The organism is Streptomyces gossypii, assembly GCF_025165795.1.
Taxonomy (GTDB): Bacteria; Actinomycetota; Actinomycetes; order Streptomycetales; family Streptomycetaceae; genus Streptomyces; species Streptomyces gossypii.
Genome location: NZ_JAJAGO010000016.1, coordinates 26,431 through 41,726, shown reverse-complemented (window position 1 = coordinate 41,726; position 15,296 = coordinate 26,431). Strand labels below are relative to the sequence as shown.

The 15,296-nt window shown below is 72.5% G+C and carries 10 protein-coding genes and 1 riboswitch; of the genes, 5 read left to right on the top strand and 5 right to left on the bottom strand.

Annotated elements, in window-relative coordinates:
* The 5 genes from cobN to LHJ74_RS28460 all read right to left on the bottom strand — a co-directional run bounded on the left by cobN (window position 1) and on the right by LHJ74_RS28460 (window position 8,895).
* A complete protein-coding gene (cobN, locus tag LHJ74_RS28480; protein ID WP_260221086.1) occupies window positions 1-3,666 on the bottom strand; it encodes a cobaltochelatase subunit CobN in 3,666 nt (1,221 codons plus the stop codon).
* 97 nt (window positions 3,667-3,763) lie between these two features.
* Window positions 3,764-5,371 carry a cobyric acid synthase gene (locus LHJ74_RS28475; protein WP_260221085.1) on the bottom strand — a complete coding sequence of 536 codons (1,608 nt, stop codon included), beginning with the start codon at window positions 5,369-5,371 and terminating at the stop codon, window positions 3,764-3,766.
* Window positions 5,368-6,417: a cobalamin biosynthesis protein gene (locus LHJ74_RS28470; RefSeq protein ID WP_260221084.1), complete on the bottom strand. Its 1,050-nt coding sequence runs from the start codon at window positions 6,415-6,417 to the stop codon at window positions 5,368-5,370. The genes LHJ74_RS28475 and LHJ74_RS28470 overlap by 4 nt, the downstream gene beginning before the upstream one ends.
* A gap of 142 nt (window positions 6,418-6,559) precedes the next feature.
* Window positions 6,560-6,756: riboswitch (cobalamin riboswitch) on the bottom strand.
* 539 nt (window positions 6,757-7,295) lie between these two features.
* On the bottom strand, window positions 7,296-7,508 hold the full coding sequence (locus LHJ74_RS28465) for a hypothetical protein (RefSeq protein WP_260221083.1): 213 nt from the start codon (window positions 7,506-7,508) through the stop codon (window positions 7,296-7,298).
* Window positions 7,509-7,527: 19 nt separating this feature from the next.
* Complete coding sequence (locus LHJ74_RS28460; RefSeq protein WP_260221082.1) at window positions 7,528-8,895, bottom strand: inorganic phosphate transporter; 1,368 nt, start codon at window positions 8,893-8,895, stop codon at window positions 7,528-7,530.
* 217 nt (window positions 8,896-9,112) lie between these two features.
* Here LHJ74_RS28460 and LHJ74_RS28455 point away from each other — a divergent pair, with 217 nt between their 5' ends.
* From LHJ74_RS28455 to LHJ74_RS28435, 5 genes are all read left to right on the top strand, one after another.
* Window positions 9,113-9,802, top strand: a complete 690-nt coding sequence (locus LHJ74_RS28455) for a class II aldolase/adducin family protein (RefSeq protein ID WP_260221081.1) — start codon at window positions 9,113-9,115, stop codon at window positions 9,800-9,802.
* Window positions 9,803-9,842: 40 nt separating this feature from the next.
* Window positions 9,843-11,057: an alpha/beta hydrolase gene (locus tag LHJ74_RS28450; RefSeq protein ID WP_260221080.1), complete on the top strand. Its 1,215-nt coding sequence runs from the start codon at window positions 9,843-9,845 to the stop codon at window positions 11,055-11,057.
* A 189-nt stretch (window positions 11,058-11,246) separates the two neighbouring features.
* A complete protein-coding gene (locus LHJ74_RS28445; RefSeq protein WP_260221079.1) occupies window positions 11,247-12,701 on the top strand; it encodes a hypothetical protein in 1,455 nt (484 codons plus the stop codon).
* A 366-nt stretch (window positions 12,702-13,067) separates the two neighbouring features.
* Window positions 13,068-14,666, top strand: a complete 1,599-nt coding sequence (abc-f, locus tag LHJ74_RS28440) for a ribosomal protection-like ABC-F family protein (RefSeq protein ID WP_260221078.1) — start codon at window positions 13,068-13,070, stop codon at window positions 14,664-14,666.
* A gap of 387 nt (window positions 14,667-15,053) precedes the next feature.
* On the top strand, window positions 15,054-15,275 hold the full coding sequence (locus LHJ74_RS28435; RefSeq protein WP_260221077.1) for a helix-turn-helix domain-containing protein: 222 nt from the start codon (window positions 15,054-15,056) through the stop codon (window positions 15,273-15,275).
* Window positions 15,276-15,296 lie beyond the last annotated feature (21 nt).

The following is a 15,296-nucleotide window of genomic DNA, read 5'->3' as shown; positions in this document are numbered from 1 at the left end:
TCACTGGTCGCCCTCCAGGTCGCCTTCCAGTTCGAGGTAGGTCTGCCGGAGCCGGTCCAGGGTCTCCTGGTCCGGCTCCTCCCACAGCTCCCGCTCGGCGGCCTCCAGCAGCCGCTCCGTGATGCCGCGCAGCGCCCAGGGGTTGGACTTCCGCATGAAGTCGCTGTTCTCGGGGTCGAAGACGTATTCGGCCGCCAGCCGCTCATACATCCAGTCGTCCACGACACCGGCCGTCGCGTCGTAGCCGAAGAGGTAGTCGACGGTCGCCGCCATCTCGAAGGCGCCCTTGTAGCCGTGCCGCCGCATCGCACTCATCCAGCGCGGGTTGACCACCCGCGCCCGGAAGACCCGGTGGGTCTCCTCGCCCAGGGTCCGCGTCTTCACGTGATCCGGCACGGCCGAGTCCCCGACGTACGCCTCGGGGGAGCTTCCGGTCAGATGGCGCACCATGGCGACCATGCCGCCGTGGTACTGGAAGTAGTCGTCGGCGTCGGCGATGTCGTGCTCGCGCGTGTCGACGTTCTTCGCCGCCACCTGGATGCGCCGGAACGCCGTCTCCATGTCGCCCCGCGCCGCCCGCCCGTCCAGGCCGCGCCCGTAGGCGTAGCCGCCCCACACCGCGTACACCTCGGCGAGATCGGCGTCCGAGCGCCAGTTGCGGGCGTCGATCAGCGGGAGCAGCCCCGCGCCGTACGCGCCGGGCTTCGAGCCGAAGACACGGGCCGTGGCCCGGCGGCGGTCGCCGTGCGCGGCGGTGTCCTCGTCGGCGTGTGCGCGGATGAAGTTGACGTCCGCGGGCTCGTCCAGCTCCGCCACCGCCCGCACCGCGTCATCGATCAGCCCCACCACATGAGGGAAGGCGTCCCGGAAGAAGCCGGAGATCCGTACCGTCACATCGATGCGCGGACGGCCCAGCTCCTCCTGGTCCACGATCTCGAAGCCGGTGACCCGGCGGGAGGCGTCGTCCCAGGTGGGGCGGCAGCCCAGCAGCGCCAGAATCTCCGCGATGTCGTCGCCCTGGGTGCGCATGCAGGAGGTGCCCCACACCGTCAGCCCGACCGAGCGCGGATAGCTGCCGTTGTCGTCCAGATGCCGTTTGACGAGGGAGTCCGCCAGCGCGCTGCCCACATCCCAGGAGAGCCGGGAGGGAATCGCCTTCGGGTCGACGGAGTAGAAGTTGCGGCCCGTCGGCAGCACGTTCACCAGTCCGCGCGTCGGCGAACCGGACGGCCCGGCGGGCACATAGCCGCCGTCGAGGGCGTGCAGCACATTGGCGATCTCGTCCGTCGTCCGGGCCAGCCTCGGCACGACCTCCCGCGCTGCGAACTCCAGCACCGCCAGGGCGTCCGGGACTTCCGCCCCCAGCACGCCCGCCGCCACCGGGCCCACCGCCTCGGCCGCCCAGCCGCGCGCCTCCATGGCCTCGGCCAGCTCGCGGGCGAGCCGCTCCAGCAGGTCGACCGCGTCGGAGGCGGTGCGTGCGGGCCCCGGCGCCAGCGCGGTCAGCGCCTCGGGCACCTTGGTCTTGGCGCCCGGCTCGGCGAGCAGCCCGGACTCGGAGAGCCCGAAGTGCGCCGCCAGCGCCGCCCGCAGCCCCGGCAGCGCTCCGCCCACGCCGCCCCACACCTGCGCCGAACGGAGCACCGCCAGCGCCAGATTGACCCGCGCCTCGCCCTCCGGGCCGCCGCCGAGGATGTGCAGCCCGTCCCGGATCTGGACGTCCTTGATCTCGCAAAGCCAGCCGTCTACATGCATCACGAAGTCGTCGAACTCGCCCTCGTCCGGCTGCTCGTCGACATGCAGGTCGTGGTGCAGCTCGGCGGCCCGCACCAGGGTCCAGATCTGGCTGCGCACAGCCGGTGCCTTTGCCGGGTCGAGATCGCTGATCAGCGCGTACTCGTCCAGCAGCTGTTCGAGCTTGGCCAGTTCGCCGTACGAGTCGGCGCGCGCCATCGGCGGCACCAGATGGTCGACGACCGTCGCGTGTCCCCGGCGCTTGGCCTGGGTGCCCTCGCCGGGGTCGTTGACGATGAACGGGTACACCAGCGGCAGGTCGCCGAGCACGGCGTCGGGCGCACAGCGGCCGGAGAGGCCCAGGCCCTTGCCGGGCAGCCACTCCATCGTGCCGTGCTTGCCGAGGTGCACGACCGCGTCGGCGCCGAAACCGCCCTCGGCCTCCGGGGTTTCCAGCCAGCGGTAGGCGGCCATGTAGTGATGCGAGGGCGGCATGTCCGGGTCGTGGTAGATGGCGATGGGGTTCTCACCGAAGCCGCGCGGCGGCTGGATCATGATCACGGCGTTGCCGAACCGCAGTGAGGCCAGCACGATGTCTTCGCCGTCGAGGTAGAGCGAGCCCGGCGGCTCCCCCCAGTGCTCCAGCATGCTCGCGCGCAGCTCCGGATCCAGGGTGTCGAACCAGCGGCGGTAGTCCGCCAGCGGCACCCGCGCCGTCGACGTGGCGAGCTGTTCCTCCGTCAGCCACTCGACGTCGTGGCCGCCCGCGGCGATCAGCCGGTGGATCAGCTCGTCACCGCCGTCCGGGTAGTCGCTGATCGCGTAGCCGGCGCCGCTGAGCGCGTCCAGCAGCTTCACGGCGGAGGCGGGGGTGTCCAGGCCGACGGCGTTGCCGACGCGTGAGTGCTTGGTGGGGTAGGCGGTGAAGACCAGCGCCAGCCGCTTCTCGGCGTTCGGGGTGTGCCGCAGCCGGGCGTGCCGCACCGCGGTGCCCGCGACGCGCCGGGCCCGCTCCGGGTCCGCGACATAGACCGGCACCCCGTCCGGGCCGTCCTGCTTGAAGGAGAACGGGACGGAGATCAGCCGGCCGTCGAACTCCGGGATCGCCACCTGCATCGCGGCGTCCATGGGGGACAGCGCGGCGTCGGAGCCCTGCCACGCCTCCCGCGAACCGGTAAGGCACAGCCCCTGGATCAGCGGCACGTCCAGCTCCGCGAGCGCGCCGATGTCCCACGCCTCGTCGTCGCCCCCGGCGGAGGCGTCGGAGGCACGGGTGCCGCCCGCCGCCAGCACGGTGGTGACCAGGGTGTCGGCGCGGGCCAGCAGCTCGTACAGACCCTGGTCCGCACCGCGCAGCGAACCGCAGTACACCGGCAGCGCGTTGGCCCCCTGGCCCTCGATCGCCTCGCACAGCACGTCGACGAACGCGGTGTTCCCGGACAGCTCGTGCGCCCGGTAGAAGAGCACGCCGACGGTGGGGCGCGAGTCGTCGTACGTCCGCGCACCGCGCAGTCCGTACTCCGGCATCCGGTGCGGCGGAGCGAAGCCCTCCCCGCTCATCAGCACCGTGTCCGACAGGAAGCGGGCGAGTTCCGCGAGGTTCTCCGGGCCGCCCTCCACCAGGTAGCGCAGCGCCTCCGCGACCACCCCGGCCGGAACGCTGGAGTCGGCCATCAGTTCGGCGTCCGGCACCGACTCGCCGCCGAGCAGCACGGTCGGGATTCCGGAGGCCCGCAGCGCGGCGAGCCCGTCCTCCCAGGCCCGTTTCCCGCCGAGCAGCCGCACGACGGCGACGTCGGCACCGGCGAGCAGCTCCGGCAGTTCCGCGGCCACCTCGACCCGGTTGGGGTTGGCGATCCGGTACGGGGCGCCGGACGCCCGGGCGGCGAGCAGATCCGTATCGGCGGTGGACAACAGCACAACGGTGCTCATGCGGCTCCCAGCAGAGTCGTCAGGGGATGTGCGGGGCGGATGCGGTGTGCGCGGTGTGCGCGGTGTGTGGGGTGCGAGCGGTGCGTGCGGCCGGAGATCACGGTGCTCCCGGCGGGACGAACGGCAGTCCGGCCGGAGCGCCGTGCTCGATCAGCCGCAGCAGCGCGTCCGTGTCGGCGTGCTGTTCGATCAGATCCCCGAGCCGGTCCAGCTGCTCCTCCCGCAGCACGGCGAAACGGGTGTCCGGCGCGGGAGTGAAGTCACGCCCGGCGTCCCGCGCCACCCGGCTCAGGAACGCCCTCCGGAAGCCGTCGCTCTCCAGCGAGCCGTGCCAGTGGGTGCCCCAGACGGCTCCTGCCCGGCAGCCGTCCAGCGCTGCGCCCCGCCCGTCGCGCAGGAAGCTTTCACCGCCCAGGACTTCGGCGACGCCGTGGTGGATCTCGTAACCCTCGACCCGTTCGCCCAGCGCCTCGCCCACCGGCCGGGCCAGCGTCTTCGCCTTCTCGAACCGCACCCGCACCGGCAGCAGACCGAGCCCCCGCACGACGCCCGCGCGGGACTCCACCTCGTCCTCGATCCGCTCGCCCAGCAGTTGGAAGCCGCCGCAGATGCCCAGCACCGGGCGCCCCTCGGCGGCCCGCCGCTCCAACGCCTGTGCCAGCCCGCGCTCGCGCAGCCAGGCGAGCGCCCCGACGGTGCCCCGGGTACCAGGCGCCACCACGAGATCGGCGTCCGCCAGCTCCTCGGGGCGGTCGGTGAACCGCACGGAGACGCCCGGCTCGGCGGCCAGCGCGTCCACATCGGTGAAGTTCGACATCAGCGGCACCGGCAGCACGGCGACCCGGAGCACATCAGCGCCATGCGGCGCCGCGACGGAGCCGCTCTGGGGCACCGCGCCGCGCAGCGACAGCCGGAGGCCGTCCTCCTCGTCGATGCCCAGCCCCTGCGCGTACGGCAGGACGCCCAGCGACTGCCGTCCGGTGAGCTGCCGCAGCATCTCCAGCCCCGGCTCCAGCAGGCTGACATCGCCCCGGAACTTGTTGACGAGGTACCCGGCGACCAGCGCCTGGTCCTCCTCGGCCAGCAGCGCGGTGGTGCCGAAGAGGGAGGCGAAGACACCCCCGCGGTCGATGTCGCCGACGACGACGACCGGCAGCCTGGCTGCCCGCGCCAGACCCATGTTCACGATGTCGCCGCGCCGCAGGTTGATCTCGGCCGGGCTTCCGGCGCCCTCGCAGATGACCGCGTCGTGGGTTGCCCGCAGCTCCTCCAGGCAGGCGGTGACCGTGCCCAGCAGCGCCCGCCTGCCCTCCGGCCGCGGGCCGGGGCCGTCGGGGCCGTCGGAGCGGTCGGAGCCGTCGGGACGGTGGGGGCCTGCGGGGCCGAAGTAGCCGCGGGCACTCAACTCGCCGACCGGCTTGCCCATCAGCACCACCTGGCTGCTGTGGTCCCCGCCGGGCTTGAGCAGCACCGGGTTCATCAGGGCGCTCGGTTCGACGCGTGCGGCAGCGGCCTGCATCGCCTGCGCCCGCCCGATCTCGGCACCGTCACGGGTGACATACGAGTTCAGCGACATGTTCTGCGCCTTGAACGGCGCGACCTTGAGCCCTTTGCGGGCGAGCCAGCGGCAGATGCCCGCGGTGACCACGCTCTTGCCCGCGTCCGAGGTGGTCCCGGCGACCAGCAGTCCGTAAGCGTCCTTCACCGGATCGCCCCTCGTCGGTGCGAGCCGCTGCGGCGGGTGGCGGCCGCCTGGGCCGCCGCCGCGCGGGTGGTCAGGGTCAGTGCCAGGGCCAGCGTGCCGACCCGTCGCGCCAGCCGTACGGCACGCTCGATGTCGGCCGGAGTGACCGCCCGGCCGCCGGGGTTGAGCAGCGGCCGGTGCTCGACGCGGCCCGCGTAGGCGAGCGTGCCGCCCAGCCGTACGCCCAGCGCGCCCGCGAACGCGGCCTCCACGGGGCCCGCGTTGGGGCTGGGATGGTGGCGGGCGTCCGCACGCCAGGCCCGCAGCGCGCCCGCGCCGTCCGGCCCGGCCAGGGCCGCGAGCGCGGCGGTGAGCCGGGCGCCGGGCCAGCCCAGCACGTCGTCCAGGCGGGCCGCTGCCCAGCCGAAGCGGCGGTAGCGCGGGGACTTGTGGCCGACCATCGCGTCCAACGTGTTCGCCGCGCGGAAGGCGGCCATGCCGGGCACGCCCGCGAAGGCGCCCCAGAACAGCGCGCCGACAACCGCGTCGGAGGTGTTCTCGGCGACGGATTCGACAACGGCTCTTGCCAGGGCGTCCGCGTCCAGCGCCTGCGGGTCCCGGCCGCAGAGGCGGGGAAGCAGCGCGCGGGCCGTGTCCAGCTCTCCTGCGTCGAGCGCCGCGCCGACGGCCCGCGCCTCCCGTGCCAGCGAACTGCCGCCCAGCACGGACCAGGTGACCGCCGCGCTCAGTGCGGCCTGCCCAACCTGCCCGGCAGGATGTGCCTGACGGGTGCCGTCGGCCGTCCTCGGATACCCCGCCGGACTCTCGGGGTCTGTCGCTGCGGTCACCGCCATGGTCGCGGTCTGCGCCAGCGCGGCGACACCGCCCACGCACAGGGCGGTGTGCATCGCTCCGGCGCCTCTGCCGTCGCGCCACAGGGCGCGCTCGGCCCGTGCCGCCGCGAGCCCGAAGGCGGCCACCGGATGGCCGCGCCGAGGGTCGGCGAACACCAGATCTGTGAGATAGCCCAGGGCGGTTCCCCAGCCGTGGGCGGATTGAGCCCGCATCGCTCAGCGCGCCGTCATGCCTCGGCGGAACGGCTCGGGCGCGCCACGGCGGCGCGGTGGCGTACGGCGGGAAAGAAGGGCAGGGCGTACGGCCGGAAAGCCACGCATGGCGTAAGTCCTCACTCAGGGTCCGCGCCCTGGTTCGACGTGACCGGCGACGAAGAGTCTCCTGGCTCCCGGATCCGCGCTACCCCCGGCCTTCCAGCCCCGTTTCCGGGGCCGTGACTCTGGGTTGGGGGAGCGCTCCCCGGTGACAGTGGCGGGACCGCGCCGGATTCACACCGGACTTCCTCTCCTGCCGCCGTATGGCACGGGCAGTTCACCACGCGCGCCAACGGCCGTCAACCCGGCCTTGACCTGCGACGGGGGAGTGTGAGGAGGCACACGCGCGAGCCGCGCGCAGGGCCGCGCACGCCGCCGCGCACGCGCGCAGCGCCCGCTCACCGGGCCAGTCCGGACGCCCGGCTGTCAGCACCAGGGCGTGTCCGGTGGGTCCTTGAGGATCAACTCACGGCGGTTGGTGCCCCGTGCTCGCGAGGCGGAGGAGCGCCCTCGTAGTGGGTTACTCGGGCGATTCCGACAACGCGGCGAGCGTGTGTGCCAGGCGTCGCGGGCCAGGCGGGACTTTCGAAACACGCCCCAGGGCGGAGCGGTCCCGATCCGGCCATGAGGGCCTGTGCAGTGGGGCTTTGATATCGCCCGCAGGGAAGGCCGGAGCCCTGCGTCGCAGGGCCCAGGGGTCGGCGACAGGTCGGCCGCAGCGCGTGCGTGTCCGGTGGTGGAGCAGCCCCCGTGCCGGGTGCGGGGCGTAGCGGGGCCTTGGTGATCCGGCTGGCAGCCGCGGCAGGGCTGGCGTTGCGCCGCCGCGGCCCTCCGGGTCAGGCAGCGATCAGATAGATGCCGTACGCCACCGCCAAGGCGCATACGGCGAAGCAGGCGTACGCCCCAACGCGCGGCAGAGCGGCGGCGGAAGTGCCGTCCGCCTTGCTGGCCGTTCCGAGGATCCCGAGGGTGAACAGGCCGACCAGGCCGACCGTCGCCACCAGGCTGACGCCGAAGACCTGGCCGAGAGCGGCCCAGTCGATGTCCATAGCTTGATTCCCGCTTCTTTCAGGAGAGGCTGGAGGCAGACGGCGCGGAGGAGGCGGACGACGCGTTGCTGTTCGCCTGGGCACTCGATGAGGCATCCGAGGCGGCAGTTGCGGCGGCACCAGCCGGAGCAGCCGCATCGGCCGGAGCACCGGCGGTGTTCTGGTGCGGAATGCTCTCCACCGACTGCGGCAGGGGCTCCTCGGCGCGGCTTCCGACCGGGGGCGGTGCGACGACCTGCATGGCCGTCGTGACCACTCCGGCGGGCTCCGGGTCCGTGTGGTCCGGCCCGTCGTTGACGTTCGTGTGGTCGACCGGCTGGCGGCGCGAGGCGACCCAGATGGCGGCGCATGCGGTGACCGCGCCCACCGCGACCACGGTGACGCCCAGGTCACCCTGCTCGGCCAGCAGCGCGGAGAGCCCCGCGACCAGTCCGGCCGCCGGAATCGTCAGCCCCCAGCCGATGAACATGCGCCCCGCGGTCGACCAGCGCACGACGCCGCCCTTGCGGCCCAGCCCCGAGCCCATGACCGCGCCGGAGCAGACATGGGTGGTGGAGAGCGAGAAACCGATGTGGGAGGAGGCCAGGATGGTGGCCGCCGCGCTGGTCTGGGCGGCGAAGCCCTGCGGCGGCTTGATGTCGGTGATGCCCTTGCCCATGGTGCGGATGATGCGCCAGCCGCCCAGGTAGGTGCCGGCCGCGATGGCGATCCCCGCGGAGGCGATGACCCAGAACGGCGGGTCGGCGTCGGCGCCCAGCGCGCCACCGGAGATCAGCGCCAGGGTGATCACACCCATGGTCTTCTGCGCGTCGTTGGTGCCGTGCGCGAGGGAGACGAGGCCGGCGGAGGTGATCTGCCCGGCGCGGAAGCCCTTCGCGGTCTGCTTCTCGTCGACGCCCTGGGTGAGGCGGTAGGACATCCGGGTCGCGAGCAGCGAGGCCAGCCCGGCGACCAGCGGGGCGGCGAGGGCGGGGATCAGCACCTTCATGATCACGACGTCGCCGTTGACGGCGCCGAAGCCCGCCGAGGCGACGGTCGCGCCGAGGAGCCCGCCCATCAGGGCGTGCGAGGAGCTGGAGGGGAGCCCGGCCAGCCAGGTCAGCATGTTCCAGATGATGGCACCGACCAGCGCGGCGAAGATCACTTCGGGTTGGATGCCCGAATCTTCGTTGATCAGGCCCGAGGAGATGGTCTTGGCGACCTCGACTGACACGAAGGCGCCGATGAGGTTGAGGACCGCCGACATCGCCACCGCCGTCTTGGGCTTGAGAGCCCCGGTGGAGATGGTGGTGGCCATGGCGTTGGCTGTGTCGTGGAAGCCGTTCGTAAAGTCGAACACCAAGGCCGTGACGATCACGATCCCGATGAGAAGCGTGATGTGTTCCATTCACCCAGGCAATCAGTTCGAAGGTCAGTGACACGGTGAACTTAAGGATCGCGAGTGAACGGAAGATGAACTGAGGCAGGCATCAGGGTGTCACTCGGTGAGGTGTGTTGTGACCGTGCCACCACTCAGAGTAACAGCAGATTCGCACTGCGTCGCTGGTGTCTTGTCAGAGGCGGTAACCGACCTGAAACGCCCGGCCCGCAGCTAGTGTGCGCGCATGCGACGAACCCTTGCGGAAGCGTGGAAAGAGCTGGTGGAGACGGCGCGCAGGACGGTCACCGACGGCCTGGTGGTGGGGACTTCGGGCAACGTCTCGGTCCGGGTCGGCGACACGGTGCTCGTGACGCCGACCGGCGTCCCCTACGACCGTCTCGGGCCGGATGAACTCTGTGCCGTCGACCTCGCGGGCCGCCCCGTCGCCGGGCGGCTGCAGCCCACCAGTGAGCTGCCCATGCACCTTGCCGTGTACGCCGGTTCGGACGCCCGCGCCGTCGTCCACACCCACGCGGTGCATGCAACCGCGGTGTCCACGCTCGTCGACGAGCTCCCCGCGATCCACTACATGGCCGGTGCCCTGGGTGGCCTGATACGGGTCGCTCCGTACGCCCCGTACGGCAGTGGGGAGCTGGCCGCGCGGATGATGACGGCGCTGGAGGGGCGCAGCGGTTGCCTGCTGCGCAACCACGGCACCGTGGTCCACGGTGACAGCCTCAGCCAGGCGTACGACCGCACCGCCCAGCTGGAGTGGATGTGCCGGGTCTGGCTCACCGCCTCCTCGGTGCCCGGGCGCACCCCCGCGCTGCTCACCCGTGAGGAGATCGACCGCACCGCTGCGAGGCTGCGCGACTACGGGCAGCCGGACTCCGAGCCGGCGCCGGACACCTCCCGGTCACCCGAGCGTCGCTGAGAACTGGCCGACATCCGCGTACGGGCCCACACTGGTTGACATGCGCCTGCTGACGAGGGCGGCCGTTGCCGCCACCACTGTGCTGGGTGCCGGTGTGGCCGCGGTGGCGGCCGGGCGGGGCGCCGCTGCCGCAGCCCTGCGCCCGGCGCGCGCCGGGCCTGCGCGGCTGCCCGCGGGCTTCGCCGGCCCCCAGCTCACCGTGCACTCCTTCTCCGAGGGCAACTCCGGCACCGGGGAGACGTCCGGCACCGAGGGGTGGATCGCCCTCACCCGGTCGTTCACCGCCCGGCTCCCGGGCCGCTACGGGCTGAGCGGCCGGGGCTGCCACGTCGTCGTGGGCCCGGTGCTGGGGGAGGCGGCCGGAAACCCGGGGGCGACCTCGGAGGGGGCCGCGGAGGCGGATACCGCCGTACGCCGCCTGGAGCGCATCACCCACGGAAGCCTCGCCCCGGGCACCAAGCTCCGGCTCACTCCGCTTGTCCACCTCGGCAATCCGCGCGATGCCCTGGGCCTGGACTACGCCGAGGTGGAGATCCCCGGTGAGACCGGCGCGCTCCCCGCGTGGTTCCTCCCCGGGGAGCGCGACACCTGGGTCATCACCGTGCACGGCCTCGGCTCCACCCGGGAACAGCCGATGTCCGTGCTGCCCTTCCTGCACGGACAGCACCTGCCCGTCCTCGACCTCGCCTACCGGGGCGACCCCGGCACACCTGGCGGCGCGAACGGCCCCGGCGCTCTCGGCGCCCGCGAATGGCGAGACGTCGACGCGGCCATGCGCTACGCCCTCGGCTACGGCGCCGAGCGGTTCGTCCTGCACGGCTGGTCCACCGGCGCGACCATGGCGCTGCACGCAGCCGCCCGCTCGACGCTGCGCGACCGCGTCAGCGGGCTCGTACTCGACTCGCCGGTCCTGGACCGGCGCACCACCCTGCGCGCGCTGGCCGCCTCCCGCGGTGTGCCCGACGCGCTGCTGCCCCTGGCGGTACGGGCGGCCGAGGGGCGCATCGGGCTCGACAACGCACAGGAGCCCCCGCCCGAACTCGCGGACCCGGCGGGGCTGTCGGTGCCCATCCTCCTCTTCCACGGACCGGACGACACCGTCGCGCCCTGGGAGTCCTCCCGGCGGCTGGCCGCCCGGCATCCGGATCTGATCACCCTGCACGTAGTCCCGCACGCCCCGCACGCCGCGATGTGGAACGCCGACCCGGCGGGGTACGAGGAAACCGTGCGCAGGTTCCTGACCCCGCTCCTCTGAAATTTCTCCCGGCCTCCCCGGCCTCTCCGGAACCCCTTACCTCCCAGGCTTCACTTGTCCCTTTCTGTTCCGTTATGCCCGCCATGTGAGGCCCGGGTAGGGGTGACGAAACGGCTTCCGAATGCCGCTCAAGTGAGCGGAATGTGCTTCCGTTTGGGGTTTTCCCCTCACAGGATGAAGACTGCCCCTGTGACGTCCCGTACACCGCGAGACACCCAGCTGCGACTTGTCCCCCGACGGCCCATCGCCGCCGCCCGCCGTACCGTGAGCGCGGCCGGACGGGAGCGCTCGTGGCCCGCGCCCAACGCGTCCGGACCAAGGCCGCCCGAAGGCACCCCGCCGCCCGCCGTACTCGCCCGGCAGGCCCGGGCGGTACTGGGCGGCGCGGTACGCATGGCCCGCTGGGCGGCCGGCGAACCGCCCAGCCCGGGCGTACCGACGCCGGAGGCCTTCGAGAGGGCCGCCGCCGAGCTGCGCCTTCCCCCGGAAGGAGTCCGGGCCGACTGGGACCGGGCCCGCCTCGCCGGGCTCATCGAGCTGCACGGGGACACCGCGCGCCCCGGCTGGCGACTGCGGGCCTGGGAGCGCGACGACAGCGCCGTGCTGCGCGGCTGGGTCGCTCTCTTCGACGGCTGGTCGCTGGCGCGCCCCGCTCCGGCCGAGGCCGCCGACCCCGTCCTGGTCGGCGAGATCGTGGTGGCCATGCCGCAGCTGCTCTCGCTGCTGCACCTGTCCGCCGGGCCGGTGACCCTGCCCGCCCTGCTCGACCTGCTGGTCCAGCGGATCACCGAGCTGCGTACCGAACTGCGCACCGACCGTGAGCCGGAAGCGGACGGCTCCGATCCGGCGGCTGATGTGGACACGCCCGGTGAGGACGACCCCGCGGCGCTGCTGCCGGTGCTGCTCGACTGGGCACTGGACGGCCTCGCCGCTGTCGGTGCCCTGACCCGCTGCTCCGACGGCGACGACCCGCGGACCACCGGCTCGGCCGTGCTCACCCCGCTGGGGAACTGGGCCGTGTGGACCAAGCTGGAGCAGATCTGCGTGGCCGCGCAGAGCCCGGCCGGGAACATCGAGCAGTCCGCCGAGGACATGCTGCGCGGCTGCGCCCGGCTCACCCCCGGCCCGGCGCGGGCGGAGTACCGGGCCTGGCTGGCAGCCCGTACCTCGGGCCCCGCCGTCACCGGGCTCCTGGAGGCCGCACGCGGCGAGGACGCCCTCATCCGCGGGCTCGCCTTCGAGGCGCTGCGCGTCGTCGGCGCACCCGCCGAGCCGGACGTACGCGCCGCCGCCGAGGAACCGACGCTGCGCCCGTACGCGCTGCTCTGGCTGGCCGAGCAGGAGGGTGCCGACCCCGAGGAGCTGGCGGGCGGGGCGCCCGGCGTGCTCAGCAGGGAGGAGGCCACCTGGCTGTGGGTGGACACCGCCGCCGCCGTCACGGACCACGGGGAGGGACGGCTCCTGGTCGACCACCTCGACACGGCAGTGCAGGGCAGCGTTCCCTCCCTGCTGGAGGAGGTGCGGGCGACCGGGCATCCGCGCACGGTGCAGGTGCTGGTCGCGCTCGCCGCCGCGCACCCGGACCCGGCACTCGCCAAGGCGGTGCGCCGGGCGGCCTTCCAGGTGCACACGGGCGACGGGTAGGGCGCTGCCCGAGGGGACGGGCCCGCTGGACGGCGTCCCGTCCCCGCCGTCCGTCCCGTCCCCGCCGTCCGTCCCGTCCCCGCCGTCCGTCCCGTCCCCGCCGTCCGTCCCGTCCCCGCCGTCCGTCCCGTCCTGGTGTCCGCGCCCCGGCGCTCCTGCCGTGCGTCCTGCGCCCCGATGCCCTGCCTCCCTGGCCTGCCCCGACGCCTCCCGTCCCGGGCCCGCCGGACACTGGCGGAAATCGATTTGCCCACCGCCGTTAGACTGGTCCGTATGGCTTCTCTCCTTGTGCATTAGACGTCCGTACGTCTTCGCCCGCCCGGTCCCTCGTACGCACGTCCTTCATACTGCCCTGGAGCTAGTCCCGTGATCACCGCCTCCGGCCTCGAGCTGCGTGCAGGCGCCCGCCTGCTCATCGAATCCGCCTCCTTCCGTATCGCGCAGGGCGACCGCATCGGCCTCGTCGGCCGAAACGGCGCCGGGAAGACCACCCTCACCAAGTGCCTGGCGGGCGAAGGCACCCCCGCCTCCGGCACCATCACCCGTTCGGGCGAAGTCGGCTATCTGCCGCAGGACCCCCGCACCGGCGACCTCGACGTGCTCGCCCGCGACCGGATCCTTTCCGCGCGCGGTCTCGACGCCGTCATCCGCAAGATGCGGGAGAACGAGGAGCGGATGGCGAACGGACAGGGCGCCACCCAGGAACGTGCGATGAAGAAGTACGAGCGGCTGGAGACGCAGTTCCTCACCCTGGGCGGATACGCCGCCGAGGCCGAGGCCGCCACCATCTCGGCCAGTCTCGGACTGCCCGACCGGGTGCTCGGCCAGCCGCTCCATACGCTCTCCGGCGGTCAGCGACGCCGGGTCGAGCTGGCCCGCATCCTCTTCTCGGACGCGGACATCCTGCTGCTGGACGAGCCGACGAACCACCTCGACGCCGACTCCGTCGTCTGGCTGCGGGACTTCCTGCGGACCTACCGCGGCGGCCTCATCGTGATCTCCCACGACATCAACCTCGTGGAGACCGTCGTCAACAAGGTCTTCTATCTGGACGCCAACCGCTCCCAGATCGACGTCTACAACATGGGCTGGAAGCAGTACATCACCCAGCGTGAGTCGGACGAGAAGCGGCGCAAGCGCGAGCGCGCCAACGCCGAGAAGAAGGCCGCCACGCTGAACTCGCAGGCCGACAAGATGCGGGCCAAGGCGACCAAGGCCGTCGCCGCGCAGAACATGGCCCGGCGTGCCGAGAAGCTGCTGTCCGGCCTGGAGGCCGAACGCCGGTCCGACAAGGTGGCGAAGCTGCGCTTCCCGGATCCGGCACCGTGCGGGAAGACCCCGCTGATGGCACACGAGCTCTCCAAGTCGTACGGCTCGCTGGAGATCTTCACCGATGTCGGGCTGGCGATCGACAGGGGCTCCAGGGTCGTCATCCTGGGCCTCAACGGTGCGGGCAAGACCACCCTGCTCCGGCTGCTCGCCGGCGTGGAGAAGCCGGACACCGGCATGGTCACCCCGGGCCACGGCCTCAAGCTCGGCTACTACGCACAGGAGCACGAGACGCTCGACCCGGAGCGTACGGTCCTGGAGAACATGCGGACGGCGGCCCCCGACATGGACCTGGTCGCCATCCGCAAGACGCTCGGCTCCTTCCTCTTCTCCGGCGACGACGTGGACAAGCCCGCCTCGGTGCTCTCCGGCGGTGAGAAGACCCGGCTGGCGCTGGCCACACTGGTGGTCTCCTCCGCGAACGTGCTGCTGCTGGACGAGCCGACGAACAACCTTGACCCGGCGAGCCGCGGTGAGATCCTCGACGCCCTGCACAACTTCACCGGTGCGGTGGTGCTGGTCTCCCACGACGAGGGCGCGGTGGACGCTCTGGAGCCCGAGCGGATCATCCTGCTGCCCGACGGCGTCGAGGACCTGTGGGGGCAGGACTACGCCGATCTGGTCGCGCTCGCCTGAGCAACCCTCGCTCGGCCGCACCGCTTGTTGAATTCCTGCTTGATCAATCCCTGCTGGATCATTCGGCCGATGGGTGATCCATCATCTGAGTGAGAAGGGCTCGTACCCGGCGCGGCCCGCGGCCCGACCGCTTCGGACCGTGCGGGGCCCGGGAGAGCACCCGCCGAGAAGGGCGGAAATCGTCCGCGATACGCCGCTGACCTGCTTGTTCATCGGATCCCTCGCGCGCCTGCACACGCGCGAGGCCCCTCGGTGCCCGTGCGGGGCTGCCCGAATCCGGCGCGAGGCGTCCACGGACTTGGACGGACCTTGCCGAATGGGTGGCCAGATGCGGTCGGAGGGGTGATCATGAGAGTCACAGAGCGCACTTCCCATGAGGAGGCACGGGTGGCCGAGACTCTGAAGAAGGGCAGCCGGGTGACCGGCGCTGCACGCGAGAAGCTCGCGGCAGACCTCAAGAAGAAGTACGACTCCGGTGCGAGCATTCGGGCGCTGGCCGAAGAGACCGGTCGCTCCTACGGGTTCGTTCACCGGATGCTCAGCGAATCCGGAGTGGCCTTGCGCGGTCGAGGCGGAGCCACGCGGGGAAAGAAGTCCGCCTCGTCCTGACGGGGTTCCCGGGCGTCCACA

What these genes read in the sequence shown, in the direction of transcription:
- cobN (WP_260221086.1), bottom strand. Translation starts at nt 3,666, where the DNA reads ATGAGCACCGTTGTGCTGTTGTCCACCGCCGATACGGATCTGCTCGCC.
- LHJ74_RS28470 (WP_260221084.1), bottom strand. Translation starts at nt 6,417, where the DNA reads ATGCGGGCTCAATCCGCCCACGGCTGGGGAACCGCCCTGGGCTATCTC.
- LHJ74_RS28465 (WP_260221083.1), bottom strand. Translation starts at nt 7,508, where the DNA reads ATGGACATCGACTGGGCCGCTCTCGGCCAGGTCTTCGGCGTCAGCCTG.
- LHJ74_RS28460 (WP_260221082.1), bottom strand. Translation starts at nt 8,895, where the DNA reads ATGGAACACATCACGCTTCTCATCGGGATCGTGATCGTCACGGCCTTG.
- LHJ74_RS28455 (WP_260221081.1), top strand. Translation starts at nt 9,113, where the DNA reads ATGCGACGAACCCTTGCGGAAGCGTGGAAAGAGCTGGTGGAGACGGCG.
- LHJ74_RS28450 (WP_260221080.1), top strand. Translation starts at nt 9,843, where the DNA reads ATGCGCCTGCTGACGAGGGCGGCCGTTGCCGCCACCACTGTGCTGGGT.